This window comes from Halomonas sp. BN3-1 (assembly GCF_003056325.1).
GTDB classification, from domain to species: Bacteria; Pseudomonadota; Gammaproteobacteria; order Pseudomonadales; family Halomonadaceae; genus Halomonas; species Halomonas litopenaei.
The window spans coordinates 28,984-46,756 of the sequence record NZ_PYVV01000021.1; the positions used below are offsets into that span (position 1 = coordinate 28,984).

The window sequence follows — 17,773 nt, forward strand, 5'->3', positions numbered from 1 at the left end:
GGTTGGCTCAGGCTGGGCGGAGCTGACCGCGCTCCTCGGTGACGATGATGTCCGGGTCGGGGCGGCTGTCGTTGACGTAGCTGCGAAAGCGCTTGAGCTTGTCCGGATCGGCCAGGGCGCCCGCCCACTCGCACTCGTAGGTATCGATGACGTGCTGCATCTGGCGTTCGAGCTCCTCGCCGATGCCTAGACTGTCGTCGAGCACCACCGCCTTGAGGTAGTCGAGGCCTCCCTCGAGGTTTTCGCGCCACACAGAAGTCCGCTGCAGTCGATCGGCGGTGCGTACGTAGAACATCAACAGACGGTCGATGGCCTGGATCAGGGCCTGGTCATCCAGGTCGGTGGCGAACAGCTCCGCATGACGCGGACGCATGCCGCCGTTGCCGCAGACGTACAGGTTCCAGCCATGCTCGGTGGCGATGACGCCGATATCCTTGCTCTGGGCCTCGGCGCACTCGCGGGTGCAGCCGGACACCGCAAACTTGAGCTTGTGCGGCGAGCGCAGTCCCTTGTAGCGATGCTCGAGCCGCAGCGCCATGCCGACGCTGTCCTGGACGCCGTAGCGGCACCAGCTGCTGCCGACGCAGGATTTCACCGTGCGCAGCGACTTGCCGTAGGCGTGTCCGGTCTCGAAGCCAGCGTCGATCAGTTCCTCCCAGATGGCCGGCAGGTCTTCCAGGCGCGCGCCGAACAGGTCGATGCGCTGGCCGCCGGTGATCTTGGTGTAGAGGCCGTACTTCTTGCCCACCTGGCCCAGCACGATCAGCTTGTCCGGGGTGATCTCACCGCCGGCGATACGTGGCACCACGGAAAAGGTGCCGTTCTTCTGCATGTTGGCCATGAAGGTGTCATTGGTGTCCTGCAGCGGGATATGCGCCGCGTCGGTGATCGGCTCGTTGAAGCAGGAGGCCAGGATCGAGGCCACCGCCGGCTTGCAGACGTCACAGCCGAGACTCGGCGCCCCGTCGTCCAGGATGGTGCCGTGTCGGGTCATCAATTCGCTGAAGGTCTTGATGCCCGCGACCCGAACGATATCGAAGAGCTGCTGGCGGGTGTGGGCGAAGTGCTCGCACAGGGAGGTGTCGACCTCCATGCCGCGGGCCGCCAGTTCATGGTCGAAGACGTTCTTGAGCAGCGCCGCACAGCCGCCGCAGCCGGTACTGGCCTTGGTCGTCCCCTTGACCGCGCCGAGGTCCTCGCAGCCGGCGTCGATGGCGACGCTGATGGCGCCCTTGGTGACGTTGTGGCACGAGCAGATGGTGGCACTGTCCGGCAGGGCGTCCGGGCCCAGCGCCGGCGCCGGTTCGCTGGAGGGCACGATCAACGAGGCGGGGTCCGCCGGCAGATCCAGGCCATTGGCGTAGTACTGCATCAGGCTGTCGTAGGCGGAGTTGTCGCCCACCAGCATGGCGCCGAGCAGGCGCTTGCCGTCACCGGAGACCACCAGCTTGCGATAGACCTGCTGGATCTGGTCGAAGTAGCGGTACTGCTTGGCGCCGGGATGGCGGTTGGCGTGGGCGTCGCCGATGGCCCCCACGTCGACCCCCATCAGCTTGAGCTTGGTGCTCATGTCGGCCCCGGTGAAGGTCGAATCGCCACCGCACAGGGTGTCGGCCGCGGCCTTGGCCATCTGGTAACCGGGGGCGACCAGGCCGAAGATGCTGTTGTTGTACAGCGCGACCTCGCCCACCGCGAGGATGGCGGGATCGCTGGTCAGGCAGTGGTCATCGATCACCACGCCGCCACGTTCGCCGATCTCGAGCCCGCACTCGCGGGCCAGCTCGTCCCGGGGGCGTATACCGGCGGAGAACACGATCAGATCGGTCTCCAGCACCTTGTCGTCCTGAAATACCATGCGCAGACGGCTGGCTTCACCGGGGACGATCTCGCGGGTCGCTCTTTCGGTCAGCACCTGGACGCCCAGGCCCTCGATCTTTTCCTTGAGCAGTTCACCGCCTTGCTCGTCCACCTGCATCGGCATCAGACGCGGGGCAAATTCGACCACCGCAGTGTCCAGGTCGAGGCCGCGCAGGGCGTTGGCGGCCTCCAGCCCGAGCAGTCCGCCCCCCACCACCACGCCGGTATTGGCGGTGGCGGCGGCGGCGCGAATGGCGTCGAGATCGTCCAAGGTGCGGTAGACCAGGCAGCCCTCGCGATCATTGCCGGGAATCGGCGGGACGAAGGGGAAGGAACCGGTGGCCAGCACCAGACGGTCGAAGTCGAGGTAGCCAGCGTCGGTGTGAACGCGCCGTGCATCGCGATCGATGGCGGTGACCGCCTGGTGCAACTTGAGCTCGATGCCGTGCTCGGCGTAGTAGTCGGCGGTGGACAGCGCCAGGGACTGGGCGTCGCGGCCGCTGAAGTACTCTGACAGGTGCACTCGGTCGTAGGCCAGATGACGTTCCTCGCCGAATACCACGATGTGGTAGCGGCGGTGCTGATCACGTTCGACCAGCTGCTCGACCAGGTGGTGACCGACCATGCCGTTGCCTACCACGACCAGGGTGGGGCGGGTATCCGTGGCGTCGCTGTCGGGAGCATTGTGTGCGGCGAGATTGTGCTTTGTGCTGGACATCAGGCGGCATCCTGTTCGGTGGTCGATGGGTCGGTGTCGGTGGTGGCGTCGTCCGCCAGCAGAGCCTCGGTATCGGCCTGGCCCAGCAGCAGCGAGTGGCGCACTTGGTCCAGTCGCAGGCCTTGCTCGGCGAGCCGGAATAACCAGGGGCCCATGCGGGTATCGCCGTAGAGCACGGCACCCTCGAGTCGGCCGTCGCGCAGCAGCAGTCGGCGGTATTCGCCCTGGTCGCGGTAGCTGAGGACCTCATGTCCGTCCTCGGCCTCGGTGGGGCCGAAGGCGTACAGCGAGACGCCGGAAACCTTGAGCTTGGTGGCGCAGGCGCGTTCGTGGTAAGGCGCCGAGGGCTCGCCGCACAGGCGACGGGCCAGTACCTCGACCTGATGCCAGATCGGCTCCACCAGACCGTAGGTGGTGTCCTCGAACTGGCAGCATTCGCCGAGGGCAGAAATGTCGGGGTCCGAGGTGGCCAGGGTGTCGTCGACGACGATGGCGCGATCGCAATCGAGCCCCGCATCCCTGCCCAGCTCGGCGTTGGGGGTGATGCCGGCGGCGATCACCACGCAGTTCGCCGGCAGCAGGCGCTCGTCGTCTTCCAGGCGCACACCGGCGACCTGGCCGTTTTCATCGCCGACGATCTCGGCCAACCGCGCCCCGGTCTCAAGATGGATGCCGCGGCCTTCGATTTCGCTTGCCAGCATGGTGCTGGCGGTGGCGTCCAGCTGCCGGTTCATCAGGCGCGGTGAGCGTTGCAGCACGCACACCTGCATGCCTCTGGCGGCGAGGCCGGCGGCGGCCTCCAGGCCCAGCAGACCACCACCGACCACCACCGCCGCGCCGCCAGCCTTTGCTGCGTCGGCCAGGCGCGCCGCATCGTCCAGATCGCGAAAGCCCGACACGCCCGTCAGCGTGATGCCGGGGATCTGTGGCATGGCGCTGCGCGAACCCAGCGCCAGCACCAGATGGTCGTAGGGGATCACCTCGCCGTCGTCGCACTCGACCAGGCGCCGGGTACGATCGATCCGCTCCACCCGCGCGCCCAGGCGCTGATCGACCGTGACGGCGGAGTCATGCGGCGGTGTCAGCGTCAATCCATCCTGCTCGACATCGCCGGCCAGCCAGCTCGACAGCAGAATGCGGTTGTAGGCCGCGTGCGGTTCGGCGCCGATCACGGTGATGTGTCGTGGGGCATTACTCTTGGCCGCCAGGGTCTCGATCAATCGATGCGCGGCCATGCCGTTGCCGACGATCACCAGGTGGGGAAGACGTGCGTCATCAGACCTCGTCGGGGAAGACGAGCCGGCCTGGGTCATTTCGGAACGGGACCTTGAGTCAGGCAGGCCAGAGGAACGGGGCCTGGAGTCAGAAGGTCCAGTGGAATAAGGCATCGCATGGGCTCCAAAAACGCCAAAGACGTCTCTCACACCTCCGGCGTCGGAGGGTGAAGAGACGTCTTTGTCTAGTGTCGGTGCGATCGCCGTTGACCGCCGCCGGCATTCGCCGGCACTTGCTACAGGCTATCCAAGTTTCATGCCTGTTTTACGTTTTGTGCTGGTAAAACAGCCTGTTGGTGCAGGCCCTGGCGGCGGGCTGCAGCACCGATCAGGCAGGGTTCAGGGCGTGTCGGCACCGTACTGGTGCGTGGCGGCGTCGTAATGCACAGCGCTGTAGCACTCCTCCAGGGTGGCGGTGTCGAGCTGTCGCCCGCGAGCCTCGAGCAGCGGCGACAACCGCTGGATCAACCCCTCGAAATCGGCCGTCAGGGGACGCAGTCGCTCACCGATGCAGGGGTAGCCCGGGGCGGCTTCCAGCGGCAGTTCGTCGAGATGGCCTACGGCTTCATCGAGGTAGGGGGGCAGTGCCAGCCAGGCCAGGGTCTGGCGTCTGGCCTCAGGTGCCTTGTCCAGCCACAGGGCGGCGGCCTGGAGGGCGCGCAGCAGCGCGGACAGGGTATTCGGGTAGCGCCGCGCCCAGGAGGCAGTCACCCCCAGCACCTTCTCGGGATGCGCCGGCATCAGTTCCGCGCCGCTGGCCACCACTCGACCCACCTGACGATGCTGGGCCAGGCTGCCCCAGGGCTCGCCGACGCAGAAGCCATCGATCTCGCCTTCGCGCAGGGCGTCCACCATGCGCGGGGGCGGCAGCGCGACCAGTTCGACCTCGCGGTCGACGTCGATGTCGCCGCGGGCCAGCCAGTCACGCAGCAACAGGTGCTGGCAGGAGTAGGGGTAGACCATGGCCAGGCGTGGCCGGGTGCCTTCTTTCAGCGAGGCCTTGAAGCGTCGGGCCAGTTCGCTGGCCGCGCCGAAGGCGTCGGGCTCCCCGTTGTCGACCGAAGCGCCAACCGCATCGGCCAGGCGGCGAGACAGCACCAGCGTATTGCCCTGGCGGCTCAGCACCGCGGCGGCCAGGGTGTCACAAGGCGCGCGGGACAACCCCTGGCTCATGGCCAGCGGCATCGGCGCCAGCATCTGGGCGCCGTCAAGCAGGCCGGCGGCGACCTTGTCGCGCAGGGTGGACCAGGCGTTCTCGCGTGACAGGCTGACCTCGACTCCCTGGGCGGCGAAGAAGCCGCCTTCCCGGGCGATGATCAACAGCGCAGCATCCAGCAGTGGCACGAATCCCAGAGTCAGGCTGGCGAGCTCGGGTGGATGCGGCGCGCCAGTTCTGGACGTGCTGGCCGCGTCAGAAGACAGCGATGGACTCATGATCCCTTCTCCAGTGGCTTGAGGATGTCGATGACGTTCTGGGCGACCTGGGCGATGCGCTGGCCGCGGTCCATGGCCAGCTTGCGCAGCATGCGGTATGCCTGTTCCTCATCGCAGCTCTGATGCTTCATCAACAGGCCCTTGGCCTGTTCGATGCGCTTGCGGTCGGCGAGCTGATTGCGTGCCTTGTCGAGGTCGCGGCGCATTCCCTGAAAGGCTTCGAAGCGGGCGATGGCGACATCGATGACCGCCTTGACGCGGTTGGCCGCCAGACCGTCCACCACATAGGCGCTGACGCCGGCCTTCACCGCCGCCTTGAGCGATTCGGGGTCATGCTGGTCGGCGAAGAACACCACCGGTCGAGGGTTCTCCCGCTGCAGCAGCGCCATGCTCTCCAGGGTGTCCCGGTCCGGCGATTCCATGTCGATGATGACCACGTCGGGCTGATGCTGCTGCACCATGTCGTTGAGGCTGGCCGGGCTTGACAGTCGGCAGACCACCTGGTGTCCGTCCAGCGCAAGCGCCTCTTCGACCATGGCGGCGCGCACTATCTCGTCGTCGACCAACAGGACCTTCAAGGTGTCGTGTTCGGGCATGGGCGTGGCTCGATGATGCTGTCGCTCGATAGAGCTCGAGTCGACATGATGAGGGGTGCACCTTGGGTGCCTCTGCACCTGTCAGCGCAAAAGGCGTTCCATTTTCGATCTTGTCGTTTCCTGTCAGGGAGATAACCCCCTGCAAAGCCACCGCCCTGCCCCCGCAGATATGCCGGGCAGGCGCTCGCGCACCGAAAGGGTGCGTAAACGGTGGCCTCCATCGTTCGTTGTGGTGCGAGCCTGGGGTCCGTCAGTCGTCTTCTCGCCGCCATCGCCTGGGTAAACGGCAGAAAAAAACGTCGTGGCTTCAATTGGCTGGCACCAGCATTCCACACTGCAAGGGGCGATTGTGGTGTTCTGGCACAGGGTTTGCTTTGGTTACTGGCAAAGCTAGTGCCGTTGGTGGTGCCATGGGCATCACTAAGCCGGGCCAGATCGCTAGGCCGAGCCAGGAAGGGTCCCGACGCTGGTGGCGGCGTGGGCCGGTTCGACAACTCGTCCGCAACGGGCGCTAGCACACACGAAATCCAGCGCGGGATTTCATCCGGCAACGACGCCCATCTCCTCGAGCCTTGCTCGACGGGATGGGCGTCGTGCGTTTGGACCGCAGCAAGGCCCGACCGATCAAGGCCCGGCCGCTAGCGGAGCGATGATCTGCCGATGAGATGCCGCCGATATGCCAGAGCAGCAAGATGGCCGACAGGAGAGCGCGATGACCCGGACGGATAGCGACAGCACGGAGATCGACAGCGGTGTGGGCGGCGAGGCCACAGGCACCACCTGTCCCTACTGCGGGGTCGGCTGCGGCGTCGAGCTACGTCGCGATGGCGAGGCGGTTACCCTCAAGGGCGATCGGGATCACCCGGCCAACTTCGGTCGCCTGTGCGTCAAGGGCTCGGCCCTGGCGGAGACTCTGGGCGGCCAGGGGCGCTTGACGCGACCCAGGGTGGACGGTCGCGAGACCGACTGGGACAGCGCGCTGGACGCCGTCGCCGAGCGTCTGGGAGCGATTGCCGAGGGTAGCGGCCCACAGGCCATTGCCGGCTACCTGTCCGGGCAGCTATTGACCGAGGACTACTACGTCGCCAACAAGCTGTTCAAGGGATTTCTCGGGACACCGCACCTGGATACCAACTCGCGGCTGTGCATGGCGTCGGCGGTGGCAGCCTACAAGCGCACCCTGGGCGCCGACGCCGTCCCCTGCAACTACGAGGACCTGGAAGAGGCCGAACTGGTGGTGCTGGTGGGGTCCAATCTGGCCTGGAACCATCCGGTGCTGTATCAGCGGCTGCGTCTGGCCAAGACCCGCAATCCGCTGATGCGGGTCGTGGTCATCGATCCTCGGGTCACCGATAGCTGCGAGATCGCCGATCTGTACCTGGGGCTGCGTCCCGGCAGCGATGCTTTGCTGTTCAATGGCCTGCTGGCCTGGATGGCCCGTCGCCAACGGCTCGATGAGGTCTATCTGAAGCGCCATGTGGACGGCGCCGAAGAGACGATTGCCGCCGCCCTGGACGAGGCGTCGGACATCGAGGCGGTGGCGGCGGCCTGCGATCTCGACGCCGAGCGCCTCGAGACCTTCTACTACTGGTTTGCCACCCAGCTGCACGTGGTCACGCTTTACTCTCAGGGCGTGAACCAGTCGACCAGCGGCACCGACAAGTGCCAGGCCATCCTCAACTGCCACCTGGCCGGCGGCAAGATTGGCCTGCCCGGCGCCGGCCCCTTTTCCATCACCGGCCAGCCCAACGCCATGGGCGGGCGCGAGGTCGGTGGGCTGGCCAACCAGCTGGCCGCCCATATGGACTATCACACCCCGGGCGCCATCGAACGGCTGACCCGCTTCTGGTCGACCGAGGCGCTGGTGCCGACACTGCCCCGGGAGCCCGGCCACAAGGCGGTCGAACTGTTTCAGGCCGTCGAGCGCGGCGACATCCAGGCGCTGTGGATCATGGCCACCAACCCTCTGGTGAGCCTGCCGGATGCCGACCGGGTGCGCCGCGCCATCGAGCGCTGTCCGCTGGTGATCGTGTCGGAATGCATGGCCGACACCGACCTGGTGGAACTTGCCGATATCGTGTTGCCGGCCAGCGGCTGGTCGGAAAAGGACGGTACCGTCACCAACTCCGAGCGGCGTATCTCGCGCCAGCGCGGTCTCCTGCCGCCGCCGGGCGAGGCCCGCCACGACTGGTGGATCCTGTGCCGGGTGGCCGAGCGCCTGGGCTTCGGCGAGGCCTTCGCCTATGACCACCCCAGCGAGATCTTCGACGAGCATGCGCGCTTGTCGGGCCTCGACAACCAGGGACGGCGGGCCTTCGATATTTCCGGGCTGGCGGGGCTGTCCCGGGTCGAGTACGACGATCTCGCACCGATCCAGTGGCCGGTGACGGCAAGCGCACCACGAGGCACCGCGCGGCTGTTCGAAAACGGCCGCTTCTACACCGAGAGTGGCCGGGCACGGCTGTGGCCGGTGAGCGCGCGGGCGCCGCGCCAGGCGCCTGACGCCGACTATCCGCTGCGGCTGAATTCGGGGCGGGTGCGCGATCAGTGGCACACCATGACCCGTACCGCCAGGGCCAGCCGACTGATGAATCACCGCTCCGAGCCCTTCGTCGAGGTCCATCGGGATGACGCCGAGGCCCTGGGGCTGTGTGACCAGGGGCTCGCCAGGATCCGCTCGCGCAGCGGCGAGATGCGCGCCCGCGTCAGGGTCTCTGCCGCCCAGCGCCGTGGGGAAGTGTTCGTGCCCATCCACTGGACACCGCGCTTCAGTCACTCGCCGCTGGCGGGGAGCCTGTTCGCCCCGGACGTTGATCCGCTTTCTGGCCAGCCGGAGACCAAGCATGGCGCGGTGGCGGTCACGCCGCTGCAGCACGCCTGGGAGGCGACCCTGGTGGTTTCCCGGGCACTGGCCCAGCAGGGACCACCCGAGGGTTCGGGCCTGGCGGCCCGGGTGGTCGAGGGGACGAACTACTGGACGCGGGTCCCGCTGGCCTCGGCGGAGCGATGGCAACTGGCCGGTGAGCCGATCGAGCCAGGGGGTGTTGAGAAAGGGAGCGTCGAGAAAGCGGGCGTCGAACGCGACTGGCTCGACTGGGCCGCACGCCAGTTGCCGGGGGAGCTGGGCCCGGTGGCCCAGGACCCGGCCAGTGGTCGCTGGCGCCTGGCGGGGTTCGAGCAAGGACGCCTGTGCTGGTGGCTGATGGTTGGCCCGGTCAGCGAACTGCCGGGGCTTGGCTGGCTGTGCGAGCGCTTCGACGAGGCCGCACGTGGCGAGGCCATGGGTCAGCAGCATCGGCGGCGAGTGCTGGCGGCCTGTCATGACGGCGCCGCTGACCAGGGGCCGATCGTGTGCAGTTGCCATCAGGTGGGGCGCACCCCGATCCAGCGGGCGATTCGTGCCGGCGACGACAGCGTCGAGGCGCTCGGCGCGCGGCTGGCCTGTGGCACCCAGTGCGGCAGTTGTATTCCCGAATTGAAGAGTCTGGTGGAAGAGGAGAAGAGCCGTGGTCGCATCGAGCGTGCACAACCCCAGTCGGCCTAGAGACCGGCTGGGTCACCTTGTTGAAGCGGGGACGACGCCTTGGCTGGCACGTCGTCTGGACGGGTTGTCGATGCTGCTGGGGCGACTGGCAGGGCAAAGCCAGCATTGGGCCGACCGGCTGGCCTCCCGGTCCGCTGCCAGCGGCGCTGGCCATCGGTCAGGCGGCGCTGTTGGCCGGGTCGCGCTGGTGGGGGCGGGCAGCGGTGCGGGTGAACTGCTGACGCTCAAGGCGCTGGATCGGATCGAACACGCCGACGCGGTGGTCTACGACCGCCTGGTGGGGCCCGAGGTGCTGGCGATGATTCCGGCCGGTGTCGAGCGCCACTATGTCGGCAAGGCCAGGGGCCACCACAGCGTCGATCAGGCGCAGATCGGCACCCTGCTGGTGGCGCTGGCGCGCCAGGGCAAGGCGGTGGTGCGCCTCAAGGGCGGCGATCCGGGCATCTTCGGGCGCCTCGGGGAAGAACTCGACGCCCTCGACGAGGCCGGCATTGCGCGTGAGATCGTGCCCGGCATCTCGGCGGCGGCCAGCGCCTGCGCCGCCATGGGGATTCCGCTGACCGATCGCGGCCACGCCCAGAGCCTTCGCCTGATCACCGCCCAGCAGTGTCGCGAGGGGGGCGAGCCGGACTGGGCATCACTGGCCCGACGCGACGAGACCTTGGTGTTCTACATGGGGCTCAACAAGCTTGGCGCGATGACCCGTGGCCTGCGTGGCGCAGGCCTGCCACAGGACTGGCCGGTGATGCTGGTGGCCAACGCCAGTCTTCCCGAGATGGCCTCGTTGGTGGGCACCCTTGGCAATATCGATCAGCGCCTGGCGGAGAACCCCTTGCCATCCCCCTGCCTGATCATCGTCGGCGGGGTGGTGTCGCGGGTCGCCGGCAGCCGGGCGAGCGTTGCTGAACCGGCTGCCTGCCTGTCGTAGAGCGAAGACGGTGGAAACTCATTTAGGCGACAGCACCAGGGTGGCATGGCCATTGGCGGTACCTGGCGTGACGGTGCCGGTCTTCACGTAGCGGGCCAGAAAGTCGAGCATCAAGATGTTGCCGCCCTGCGCATGAAGGTTGGTGTCGATCCAGCGGTAGGCGTCGAAGGCGCTGCCTTCGGGGGTGATCGGCAGTGGCGCCAGGCTACCGGTGTGGATCAGCTGGATACCCACGCCGCTGGCGCTTTCCTCCGCACTGTCCAGGGCCAGAATACCCTGATTCCCGCCGGGATCGTAGGCTGCCGACTTGCCCAGTACGGCCCACTTGATGTCGCCGTCGGAGTGACACCAGGCGGTGACATGTACCGGGGTGTCGGCGACGCCTGAGGCAGGCTGGCCCAGGGTGGTGAAGCGATGGCTGCCTACCTCTCCCAGTGACACCGAGACATTGTTGATGCCATGGCAGGGATTGATTCGAACCCGAGTGCGCTGGGCCAGCTGCAGCCTGACCAGATTGAACAGGTCTCCATTATTTGAAGGTGGCGTGCTCTGGCGGTTCATCAGCGAGAACAGGCTGAAGCCGGCGTTGTTGTTGTTCTGAAGCTGTACACCGCTGGTGCCTGGGGAACCGGCCATGCGGTAGAGCGTGACCTTGATCTGGAAGGGGGGAAGCTGGCGCCAGTTGACCGCGTAGTCACCGATGGGGCAGTTGATATCTATCAGGGGGGGATAACCCTCGGCCTCACCCGTTCCCAGCAGGGCGTCGCTGCAGGGGATGCCGTGGATCTCCTCGCCGATCGGGGGAATGTTCTTGTTGGGGGAAGCGGAGACCCAGGCGAACGCATGGGCGCTGCCGTTGACCAGCAATTCCGTGGTATAGCCGACGCTGCCGCTGCCCCCGCCGCCGTAGGGATTGCGGCTACCGCTGTCCTGCATGATGTAGACGCGCCCGTCGGCGCTGTCCACGCTGATGCCGGGGACCGGGTGGGAGCCGCTGGACTGGGAGTAGTGCTGCTCGAGCCACCAGTACTTGATCGCATCGTCCTGATTGTTGCAGGTGGCGACCCAGCCTCCTTTGATCGCATAGAGTTGGCTGCCGGGGATGACCGCCGTGGCGATGGGCGTGCCGACGGCCACGTTTTCGTCGAGCACGATCTCGGCGCCAAAATTTACCGTCAGAGGCTGGTCACTCCATGGTGGGTTGATGCGTCGGCAGCTGGCCTCCACCGAGGTCGCCGACAGCAGTGCGGCGATCGACAGCAGCAAGCCGAGAAGTCTGATGGCGAAACGCAGCGGAGCGCTCGCGCTGCGGGTCTTCAAGCCGATGGTGCGCATTCACGTTGTCTCCAGCAGGTCTTTCAGTGGCGTTGGCTGGCAGGGGCTGGTGACGATCGGTATCTCGTCGCTGTCCGTCGGAGGCGTCCAGACAGGACGTGCCCAGCAACGTCGTTCGCCTCCCAACGTCACCTGGAGCGAGGTACCGGGCGTCAGATCGCGCAGTAGCAGCATGCCGCCGGCGCCGACCACCCCCAGCTTGCGTCCGTCGGTGGCGCTGACTTCGGCGCCCAGCGGTACGCCCCGGCCGTTCTGCTCCAGCACGATCACCACCGGCAGCCCGGTTCGAGTGGCGAAGCGCAGTGGCACCACCGCGCCGGCATAGGGCGCGACATCGATCGAAGTTCGCTGAAATTCCACCGAGGTGGCGGCGCCGCGCGGGTCCAGCTGGACCGCGTTGTCGTGGTAGGCCGTCAAGTAGGGGACCAATGCCTCGCCGTCATCGTCGAGGGTCAGGTTGGCGGCGTTGGTGACGCGAGCGCCGGCGCCCCCCGGGGCGCTGACCAGGCCTACGGTATCGCTGGTGCTCTGGCCGAAGGTCACGCCGTGGCGGTGTATCAGCACGGCGCCGCTGGCGCCGATGGAAAGTTGTCGGTAGTCGTCGCTTTTCGAGCCTGCCGCGGTGAAGCGGCCGACGGAGGTTCCGCTCGACAGGTTGAGCCCATAGGAGCGGTAGCGCTCCTTCGGGCCGCGGGTCTGATTGGCGAACAGCCCGTAGGACAGCTCGCGTTCGTCGCCCAGGGTGCCGGTGAGGTCGAGCTGGGTATCGTCATGATGGCGGCTGTCACGACTGGCGGAGACACCCAGACGTGGGGCGAAGGACGCGTTGGACAGCGGCAGCGTCAGCGATACCAGCGCCCGGTGCTCGGCCTCTCCTTCACGGTTGTCGGTGCGCGACAGGTTGAGGGCAAGGCTGACGCGCCCGATGCGGTGACTCAGACTCAGCTGGTAGGACGACTCGGTGCCGCCGCGATGCCAGTAGTCCGCCAGGCTGCCGGTTGCGGAGATGCGTGTATGTGGCCCGAGGGGCTGGCTCAGATTGAGCTGCAGACGACTGCGTTGATCGATGGTCGTGCTGTCGTCTTCGTACCCTTCATCTGCCTGAGCGCCGTCGTCGTCAGCGTCGGCAATCCAGGCGGCGTCTGCCAGCGACACGAACCCCGTGGTCGAGTAGCGATACGCCGCCAGATTGATGTCGGTATCGGTGGATTGCAGGTGGCGGCTGTAGGAGGCCTCGAGACTCCAGCCGTTGCGCCCTCCCTGGGGAAGGTCGGCGTGGGCGTACTGGGCATCGAGAGCAATGGCCCCCGCGGGGGTATTGAAGGCGGCGCCGATCAGCGGAGACCAGTAGTGTTCGCTGAGCTGGGCGCCGCCGTAGGCGGTGATGGCGTTGTCGAGCCCCCGTCGATAGCCGGCCTCCAGCAGTGAGGGAGGGTCATCGAGGCCTTTGGCATGGTACTGACCGGCGGCCAGCGAGAGGCGCGATTGCCCCGGTCTCAGCAGGCCCGGGACGGCAGCATAGGGCACGCTGTAGCGCTCGACGCGTCCATCGGCCTCGGTGACTTTCACCTCAAGATCACCCCCGTAGCCGGTGGGATAGAGGTCGTCGATCTCGAAGGGGCCGGGAGGCACGCTGGTCTCGAGCAGACGCCGCCCCTGCTGGGAGATGGTGACATGCGCCTGGGTTCTGGCGCTGCCGCGGACCACGGGAGCGTAGCCACGTCGACTGTCGGGCAGCATGCGGGTCTCTGTGCGTAGCGTGACTCCGCGCAGCGCCAGCGAATCGAAGAAGTCCCCTCGGGTGTTGATCTCGCCGGCCCGCAGCAGCAAGCCCTGGTCCGGCAGGGGCCGCTGAACGTAGTGATGAAGGCTGTCCCAGTCGACGTCGCCGTCATCGCTGCGGGAAACGTTGAGGCTGCTGCGAAACTGCCACAGGCCAAGGTTGGCGCCGAGCGTCGTGCCGAGAAAGGCACTTTGATAGTGCCCTTCGTCGGTGCTCGAGCGATAACCGTTCACTTGATAGTTGGCCAGCAGGGCGGTGGTGCCGGGCTCCCAGCGCGCGCTGTCGACCTGGCCACGAGGCAGCCGATGAAGCAACGCCTGGGGCACGCTGAGGTGGGCGCGCAGGTCACCGATGTCGAGATCCAGGCTGGCGCCGGGCAGGGCGGCGTCCACCCCCAGAAAGCAGTTGGCGTCCAGCCGGCAGATGTCTCGCACTTCCTGTTCGATGGCCGGCTCAAGGCGCGCGGCCAACCAGGCGTCGAGGGGCAGGGTAAGTCGCTGTGTTCCGTCCGGGGTGTCCTCGACACGCAGCGGATAGCGTCCCAGTGGCGTCTGGTTGAGCGTCAGATCGACCAGATAGTCGCCTGGTACCACGTAGTCCGGGCGGGAGAAGCGACGCATGTCGAGACTGGCGTCTTCGAGGAAGGCTGGGTCGAAGGTCACCTCGTCGGCCTGGACCGGCCGTGGCCCTGTCACCGTCGCCACCACTGCCGCCGCGACCACCAATGCCGCTCGCCACCGGTAGCGCCCGGCGGTGAAGCACCACCGGCAGGGGGGAGGATGTCTGGCAGCGGCCAGCGGCGTCGACTCGGTAGACGGTAGTGCCATGTCGTCGGTTCATTCGGTGTCCGGGATGGCCTCGCGCACCACGACGGCGCCGTAGTCGTTGATCGCCCGGTACCACAGTGATGACCCTGGCGCAGGCCTCGTCTGCAGTGACCAGCTTGCCTCGCTGTGCGGAGCCAGCATGTCGAGGGAAAGATCATCGTGGTCGCTGAACTGCCGCCAGGCACCGCCGATCAACGACACGTGGTAGTTCGAGGGGTTGTCGCACACCAGGCGCAGGTCGGGGCCAGGCGCCAGATGCCACTGAAGATTGGCGATGGCGTCGCCGGGTTCACCGGCGAGGCCCGTCGGACGATAGAACAGTTTCAGGCGTGTCAGGATGCCTAGCTGCAGTCGGTTGGTGGTCCCCTGGGGTAGCGGTGGCACCTCCTTGATGTTGAGCCAGTAGAGCGACTCCTGGTCGGACCTTTGCACGTCGCGAATGCGCAGGATACGCAGGGTCTGACTCTCTCCGGGGTCGAGACGGAATACCGATGGCGTCACCAGAAATGGCGACTCGGCGTCCCGCGCCGGGCGCCCTCCGGCGTGGCGGTCGGCCCAGGCCTGGACCAGCACCGGGACACTATCCTGGTTTTCCAGCCGGAGCGTCTGCTCCCGCTGGGCCTCCTGATAGATGACGCGGGTGCCATTGATGGTGATGCTGGCCTCGGCCTTGTGACCTGGCAACGCCGCGATGATGAGCGCAAGACACAGACTCAGACCCAGGCCGAGGGCGTGTATCACCAGTCGCTGCCACGCCCGCATGGCAATGGGCGAAGCGCCGGGGCCTTCTATCGCGATCATTGGTAGACGAGCTCGATGTTGCCGCTGGCCTTGACGGTGCCGGCGGTTACCGTGGCGGCGGTGGACTGGTACCAGGCGCTCAGGGAAATGACCGTCGTGTCATCGCCTGCCACGATGTCCACCGGCGGGGTGCTGTCGTTGTCGGCCGCCTTGACCCAATCGTCGTTGGCATCGTAGACGGCGATCCCCACGTCCTTGGCAGTGCTGTCGCTGGTGAGCAGGAACAACCCGGTGACCGGATCCACCTGGGTGTCATCTCCGGTAAAGCGCACCGAGACCTTGTTGCGGCCGGTAGCGCCGGCGGCGCATTTCAGCACGAGCTGGAAGGCCTTCTGGCCTGCTCGGGTGCCGGAGGCGCCGAAGGCGCTGGTGGACACCTTGGGTAGCGTCACGGTAGTGGCGGCCGTCGGTATGGTGCAGTTGGCCGCGACGATTTCGCCGGTGAAGCTGATGGTGCCGTCGGCGGCCTGGGCCGAGGTACCGGCAAGCAACAGAGCGACAAGGCTCAGCCGGGTGATGGAGAAGTGACGGACGGGCATCGTGGTTTCCTCTTGTTCGGGGCAGTCGGCTTTTCACGGCGGTGGAGAAGGCCTGCGTGAGGGGATAGGGGAAAGGCTATTAGAAAAAGTAAAATTAGATTTGACGTAAATCAGTGCAGCGACGAACGAAGGCTGCGATCGCTCGTTGTGGTCAATATGGCGTTCGGGTGGCAACGGTGGCGGCGTTGGGGGGGCATCGAGAGGGCATCGAGAGGGCTATCGAGAGGTTGATCGAGGGGGCGGCCGAGGAGGCCGGCGATGAGAAAAAGCCTTGCGGTGGTTCTTCTGCAACTTCGCTATGCTGTAACGGCCAACCCAGCGACGAATGGAACTCTCGAATGCCCGTTATCGGAAAACCGCTGATGCTTGCCCTGTGGCTATCGGTGGCCGTGTTGTTAACTGGATGCAGCGGCCTGCCCTCCCTGGAAGGGCGTAGCCAGACACAGCATCTGACGCTGGAGCAGGCCCGCGACACGGCGCTCGGCGAGATGCTGGCACCCTATGTGGATGCCCATCCCGGCAAGAGTGGTATCCATACCCTGCGCAATCCCCACGACGCCTTTGCCGCACGACTGTTGCTGGCGGAAGCGGCAGAGCGGACCCTCGATGTCCAGTATTACATCTGGCACGACGACATCACCGGCTCGATGCTGTATCAGGCCATGCTGGACGCCGCCAATCGTGGCGTGCGCGTCCGCATGCTGCTCGATGACACCAACACTGCAGGGCTCGATGACAAGCTGGCAGCGCTGGATGCTCACCCCAATATCGAGATACGCCTGTTCAATCCCTTCGTGGTGCGCTCACCGCGGTTTATCGGCTACCTGACCGACTTCTCCCGGGCCAATCGGCGCATGCACAACAAGTCACTGACGGTGGACAACCAGGCCACCATCATCGGCGGGCGCAATATCGGTGACGAGTATTTCGGCGCCGGCGATAACGTGATGTTCGCCGATCTCGATGTCGTCGCCGTGGGGCCGGTGGTCGAGCAGGTCTCTGAAGACTTCGATCTGTACTGGGCCAGCCAGTCCTCCTACCCGGCCAGTCGGGTGCTCGACTCGGTGGGGCGCCAGGGGCTGGCACGCTTCGAGCAGGCCTCGGCGGAAATCGTCCGTACCCCTGATTCGCTGGAGTACCGGCAGGCGCTGGACGAAAGCCAGTTCATCGAGTCGATCGAGGACGGTAGCCTTGAGCTGGTCTGGGCCAACACCAGAATGGTCAGTGACGATCCGGCCAAGGGCCTGGGGCTGGCCGCCGATGAAGACCTGCTGACCGGACGCATACGTGGCCTGCTGGGGCCGCCCCGGGACAGCGTGCATCTGGTGTCGCCGTATTTTGTGCCGGTAGAGAAGGGCACTCGCATGTTCGCCGATCTAGAGGCGCGCGGCGTGGAGGTGACCATTCTGACCAACGCACTGGAGGCGACCGATGTGGCCGCAGTGCACGCCGGCTACGCCAAGCGGCGACGCGAGCTGTTGGAGGCTGGCGTCCGGTTGTTCGAGCTCAAGCGCGCGCCAGATGCGCCGGGGCGCAGCGAGTCTGCCGGCCCCTTCGGCAGCTCGGGTGCCAGCCTGCACGCCAAGACCTTCGCCGTGGACGGCGATCGGCTGTTCGTCGGCTCGTTCAATTTCGACCCACGCTCGGCGCGACTGAATACCGAACTCGGCTTTATCATCGAGAGTCCGGAGCTCGCTCAGGAAATGCAGCGGGTGTTCAATACCGACGTGCTCGACAACGCCTACGAGGTCAAGCTGGACGAAGACGGCAGCATGATCTGGCTGGAGCGTACGCCGCAAGGGGTAGTGCAGTACGACGGCGAGCCCAACGTGGGCATCTTCCGCCGGGCGGCGGTAACCTTGATCTCTGTGCTGCCGGTGGAGTGGATGCTTTAGCGTCCCGAGCGGCAAGTGCCGAGATGCCAGGGCAAGACTCGGCTCGACACGGCTCGATACAAAGACAGGACGGCCAGCATTGCGCTGGCCGTCTGTATGTCACCGGAGTAAAAACGGGTTCATCGCAGATTAGCGTGAAACGGGCAAGGCGCGTGAGGACAGGCAGGATAGAGAAACGGCGGTAAATCCGAGTAAGCTGATATTCGCCAAAACGTCAGCCTACGGACACCGCCGTTGCCATG

General features: G+C 66.2%; 11 protein-coding genes. 3 read left to right on the top strand and 8 right to left on the bottom strand.

Features of this window, described 5'->3' with window-relative positions; translation table 11 throughout:
- Positions 1 to 7: 7 nt before the first annotated feature.
- The 4 genes from nirB to C9F12_RS21185 form a co-directional block, all read right to left on the bottom strand.
- Complete coding sequence (gene nirB, locus C9F12_RS21170) at positions 8 to 2,575, bottom strand: nitrite reductase large subunit NirB (RefSeq protein WP_108450114.1); 2,568 nt, start codon at positions 2,573 to 2,575, stop codon at positions 8 to 10.
- A complete protein-coding gene (locus tag C9F12_RS21175) occupies positions 2,575 to 3,888 on the bottom strand; it encodes an FAD-dependent oxidoreductase (RefSeq protein WP_108450115.1) in 1,314 nt (437 codons plus the stop codon). Before C9F12_RS21175 ends, nirB begins: the two co-directional genes overlap by 1 nt.
- Positions 3,889 to 4,188: 300 nt before the next feature.
- A complete protein-coding gene (locus C9F12_RS21180) occupies positions 4,189 to 5,283 on the bottom strand; it encodes a CmpA/NrtA family ABC transporter substrate-binding protein (protein ID WP_108450116.1) in 1,095 nt (364 codons plus the stop codon).
- On the bottom strand, positions 5,280 to 5,879 hold the full coding sequence (locus tag C9F12_RS21185) for an ANTAR domain-containing protein (RefSeq protein WP_045994380.1): 600 nt from the start codon (positions 5,877 to 5,879) through the stop codon (positions 5,280 to 5,282). Before C9F12_RS21185 ends, C9F12_RS21180 begins: the two co-directional genes overlap by 4 nt.
- A 712-nt stretch (positions 5,880 to 6,591) precedes the next feature.
- On the opposite strand from C9F12_RS21185, the gene C9F12_RS21190 reads away from it, so the two are divergent.
- A complete protein-coding gene (locus tag C9F12_RS21190; RefSeq protein ID WP_108450117.1) occupies positions 6,592 to 9,423 on the top strand; it encodes a nitrate reductase in 2,832 nt (943 codons plus the stop codon).
- Complete coding sequence (cobA, locus tag C9F12_RS21195) at positions 9,386 to 10,351, top strand: uroporphyrinogen-III C-methyltransferase (RefSeq protein WP_240184321.1); 966 nt, start codon at positions 9,386 to 9,388, stop codon at positions 10,349 to 10,351. The genes C9F12_RS21190 and cobA overlap by 38 nt, the downstream gene beginning before the upstream one ends.
- An 18-nt stretch (positions 10,352 to 10,369) precedes the next feature.
- Here the strand turns inward: cobA and C9F12_RS21200 are convergent, their stop codons facing one another.
- Genes C9F12_RS21200 through C9F12_RS21215 form a run of 4 tightly spaced genes read right to left on the bottom strand, consistent with a single transcriptional unit; the run spans position 10,370 to position 15,636 of the window.
- Positions 10,370 to 11,686, bottom strand: coding sequence for a fimbrial protein (locus C9F12_RS21200; protein ID WP_108450119.1), 1,317 nt, complete (start codon positions 11,684 to 11,686; stop codon positions 10,370 to 10,372).
- Positions 11,687 to 14,296, bottom strand: coding sequence for a fimbria/pilus outer membrane usher protein (locus C9F12_RS21205; RefSeq protein WP_108450120.1), 2,610 nt, complete (start codon positions 14,294 to 14,296; stop codon positions 11,687 to 11,689).
- Between the two features lie 9 nt (positions 14,297 to 14,305).
- Positions 14,306 to 15,097: a molecular chaperone gene (locus tag C9F12_RS21210; RefSeq protein ID WP_108450121.1), complete on the bottom strand. Its 792-nt coding sequence runs from the start codon at positions 15,095 to 15,097 to the stop codon at positions 14,306 to 14,308.
- Complete coding sequence (locus tag C9F12_RS21215) at positions 15,094 to 15,636, bottom strand: fimbrial protein (protein WP_108450122.1); 543 nt, start codon at positions 15,634 to 15,636, stop codon at positions 15,094 to 15,096. The genes C9F12_RS21210 and C9F12_RS21215 overlap by 4 nt, the downstream gene beginning before the upstream one ends.
- Before the next feature lie 338 nt (positions 15,637 to 15,974).
- On the opposite strand from C9F12_RS21215, the gene C9F12_RS21220 reads away from it, so the two are divergent.
- A complete protein-coding gene (locus C9F12_RS21220) occupies positions 15,975 to 17,531 on the top strand; it encodes a phospholipase D family protein (RefSeq protein ID WP_240184322.1) in 1,557 nt (518 codons plus the stop codon).
- The last annotated feature ends 242 nt before the right edge of the window (positions 17,532 to 17,773 follow it).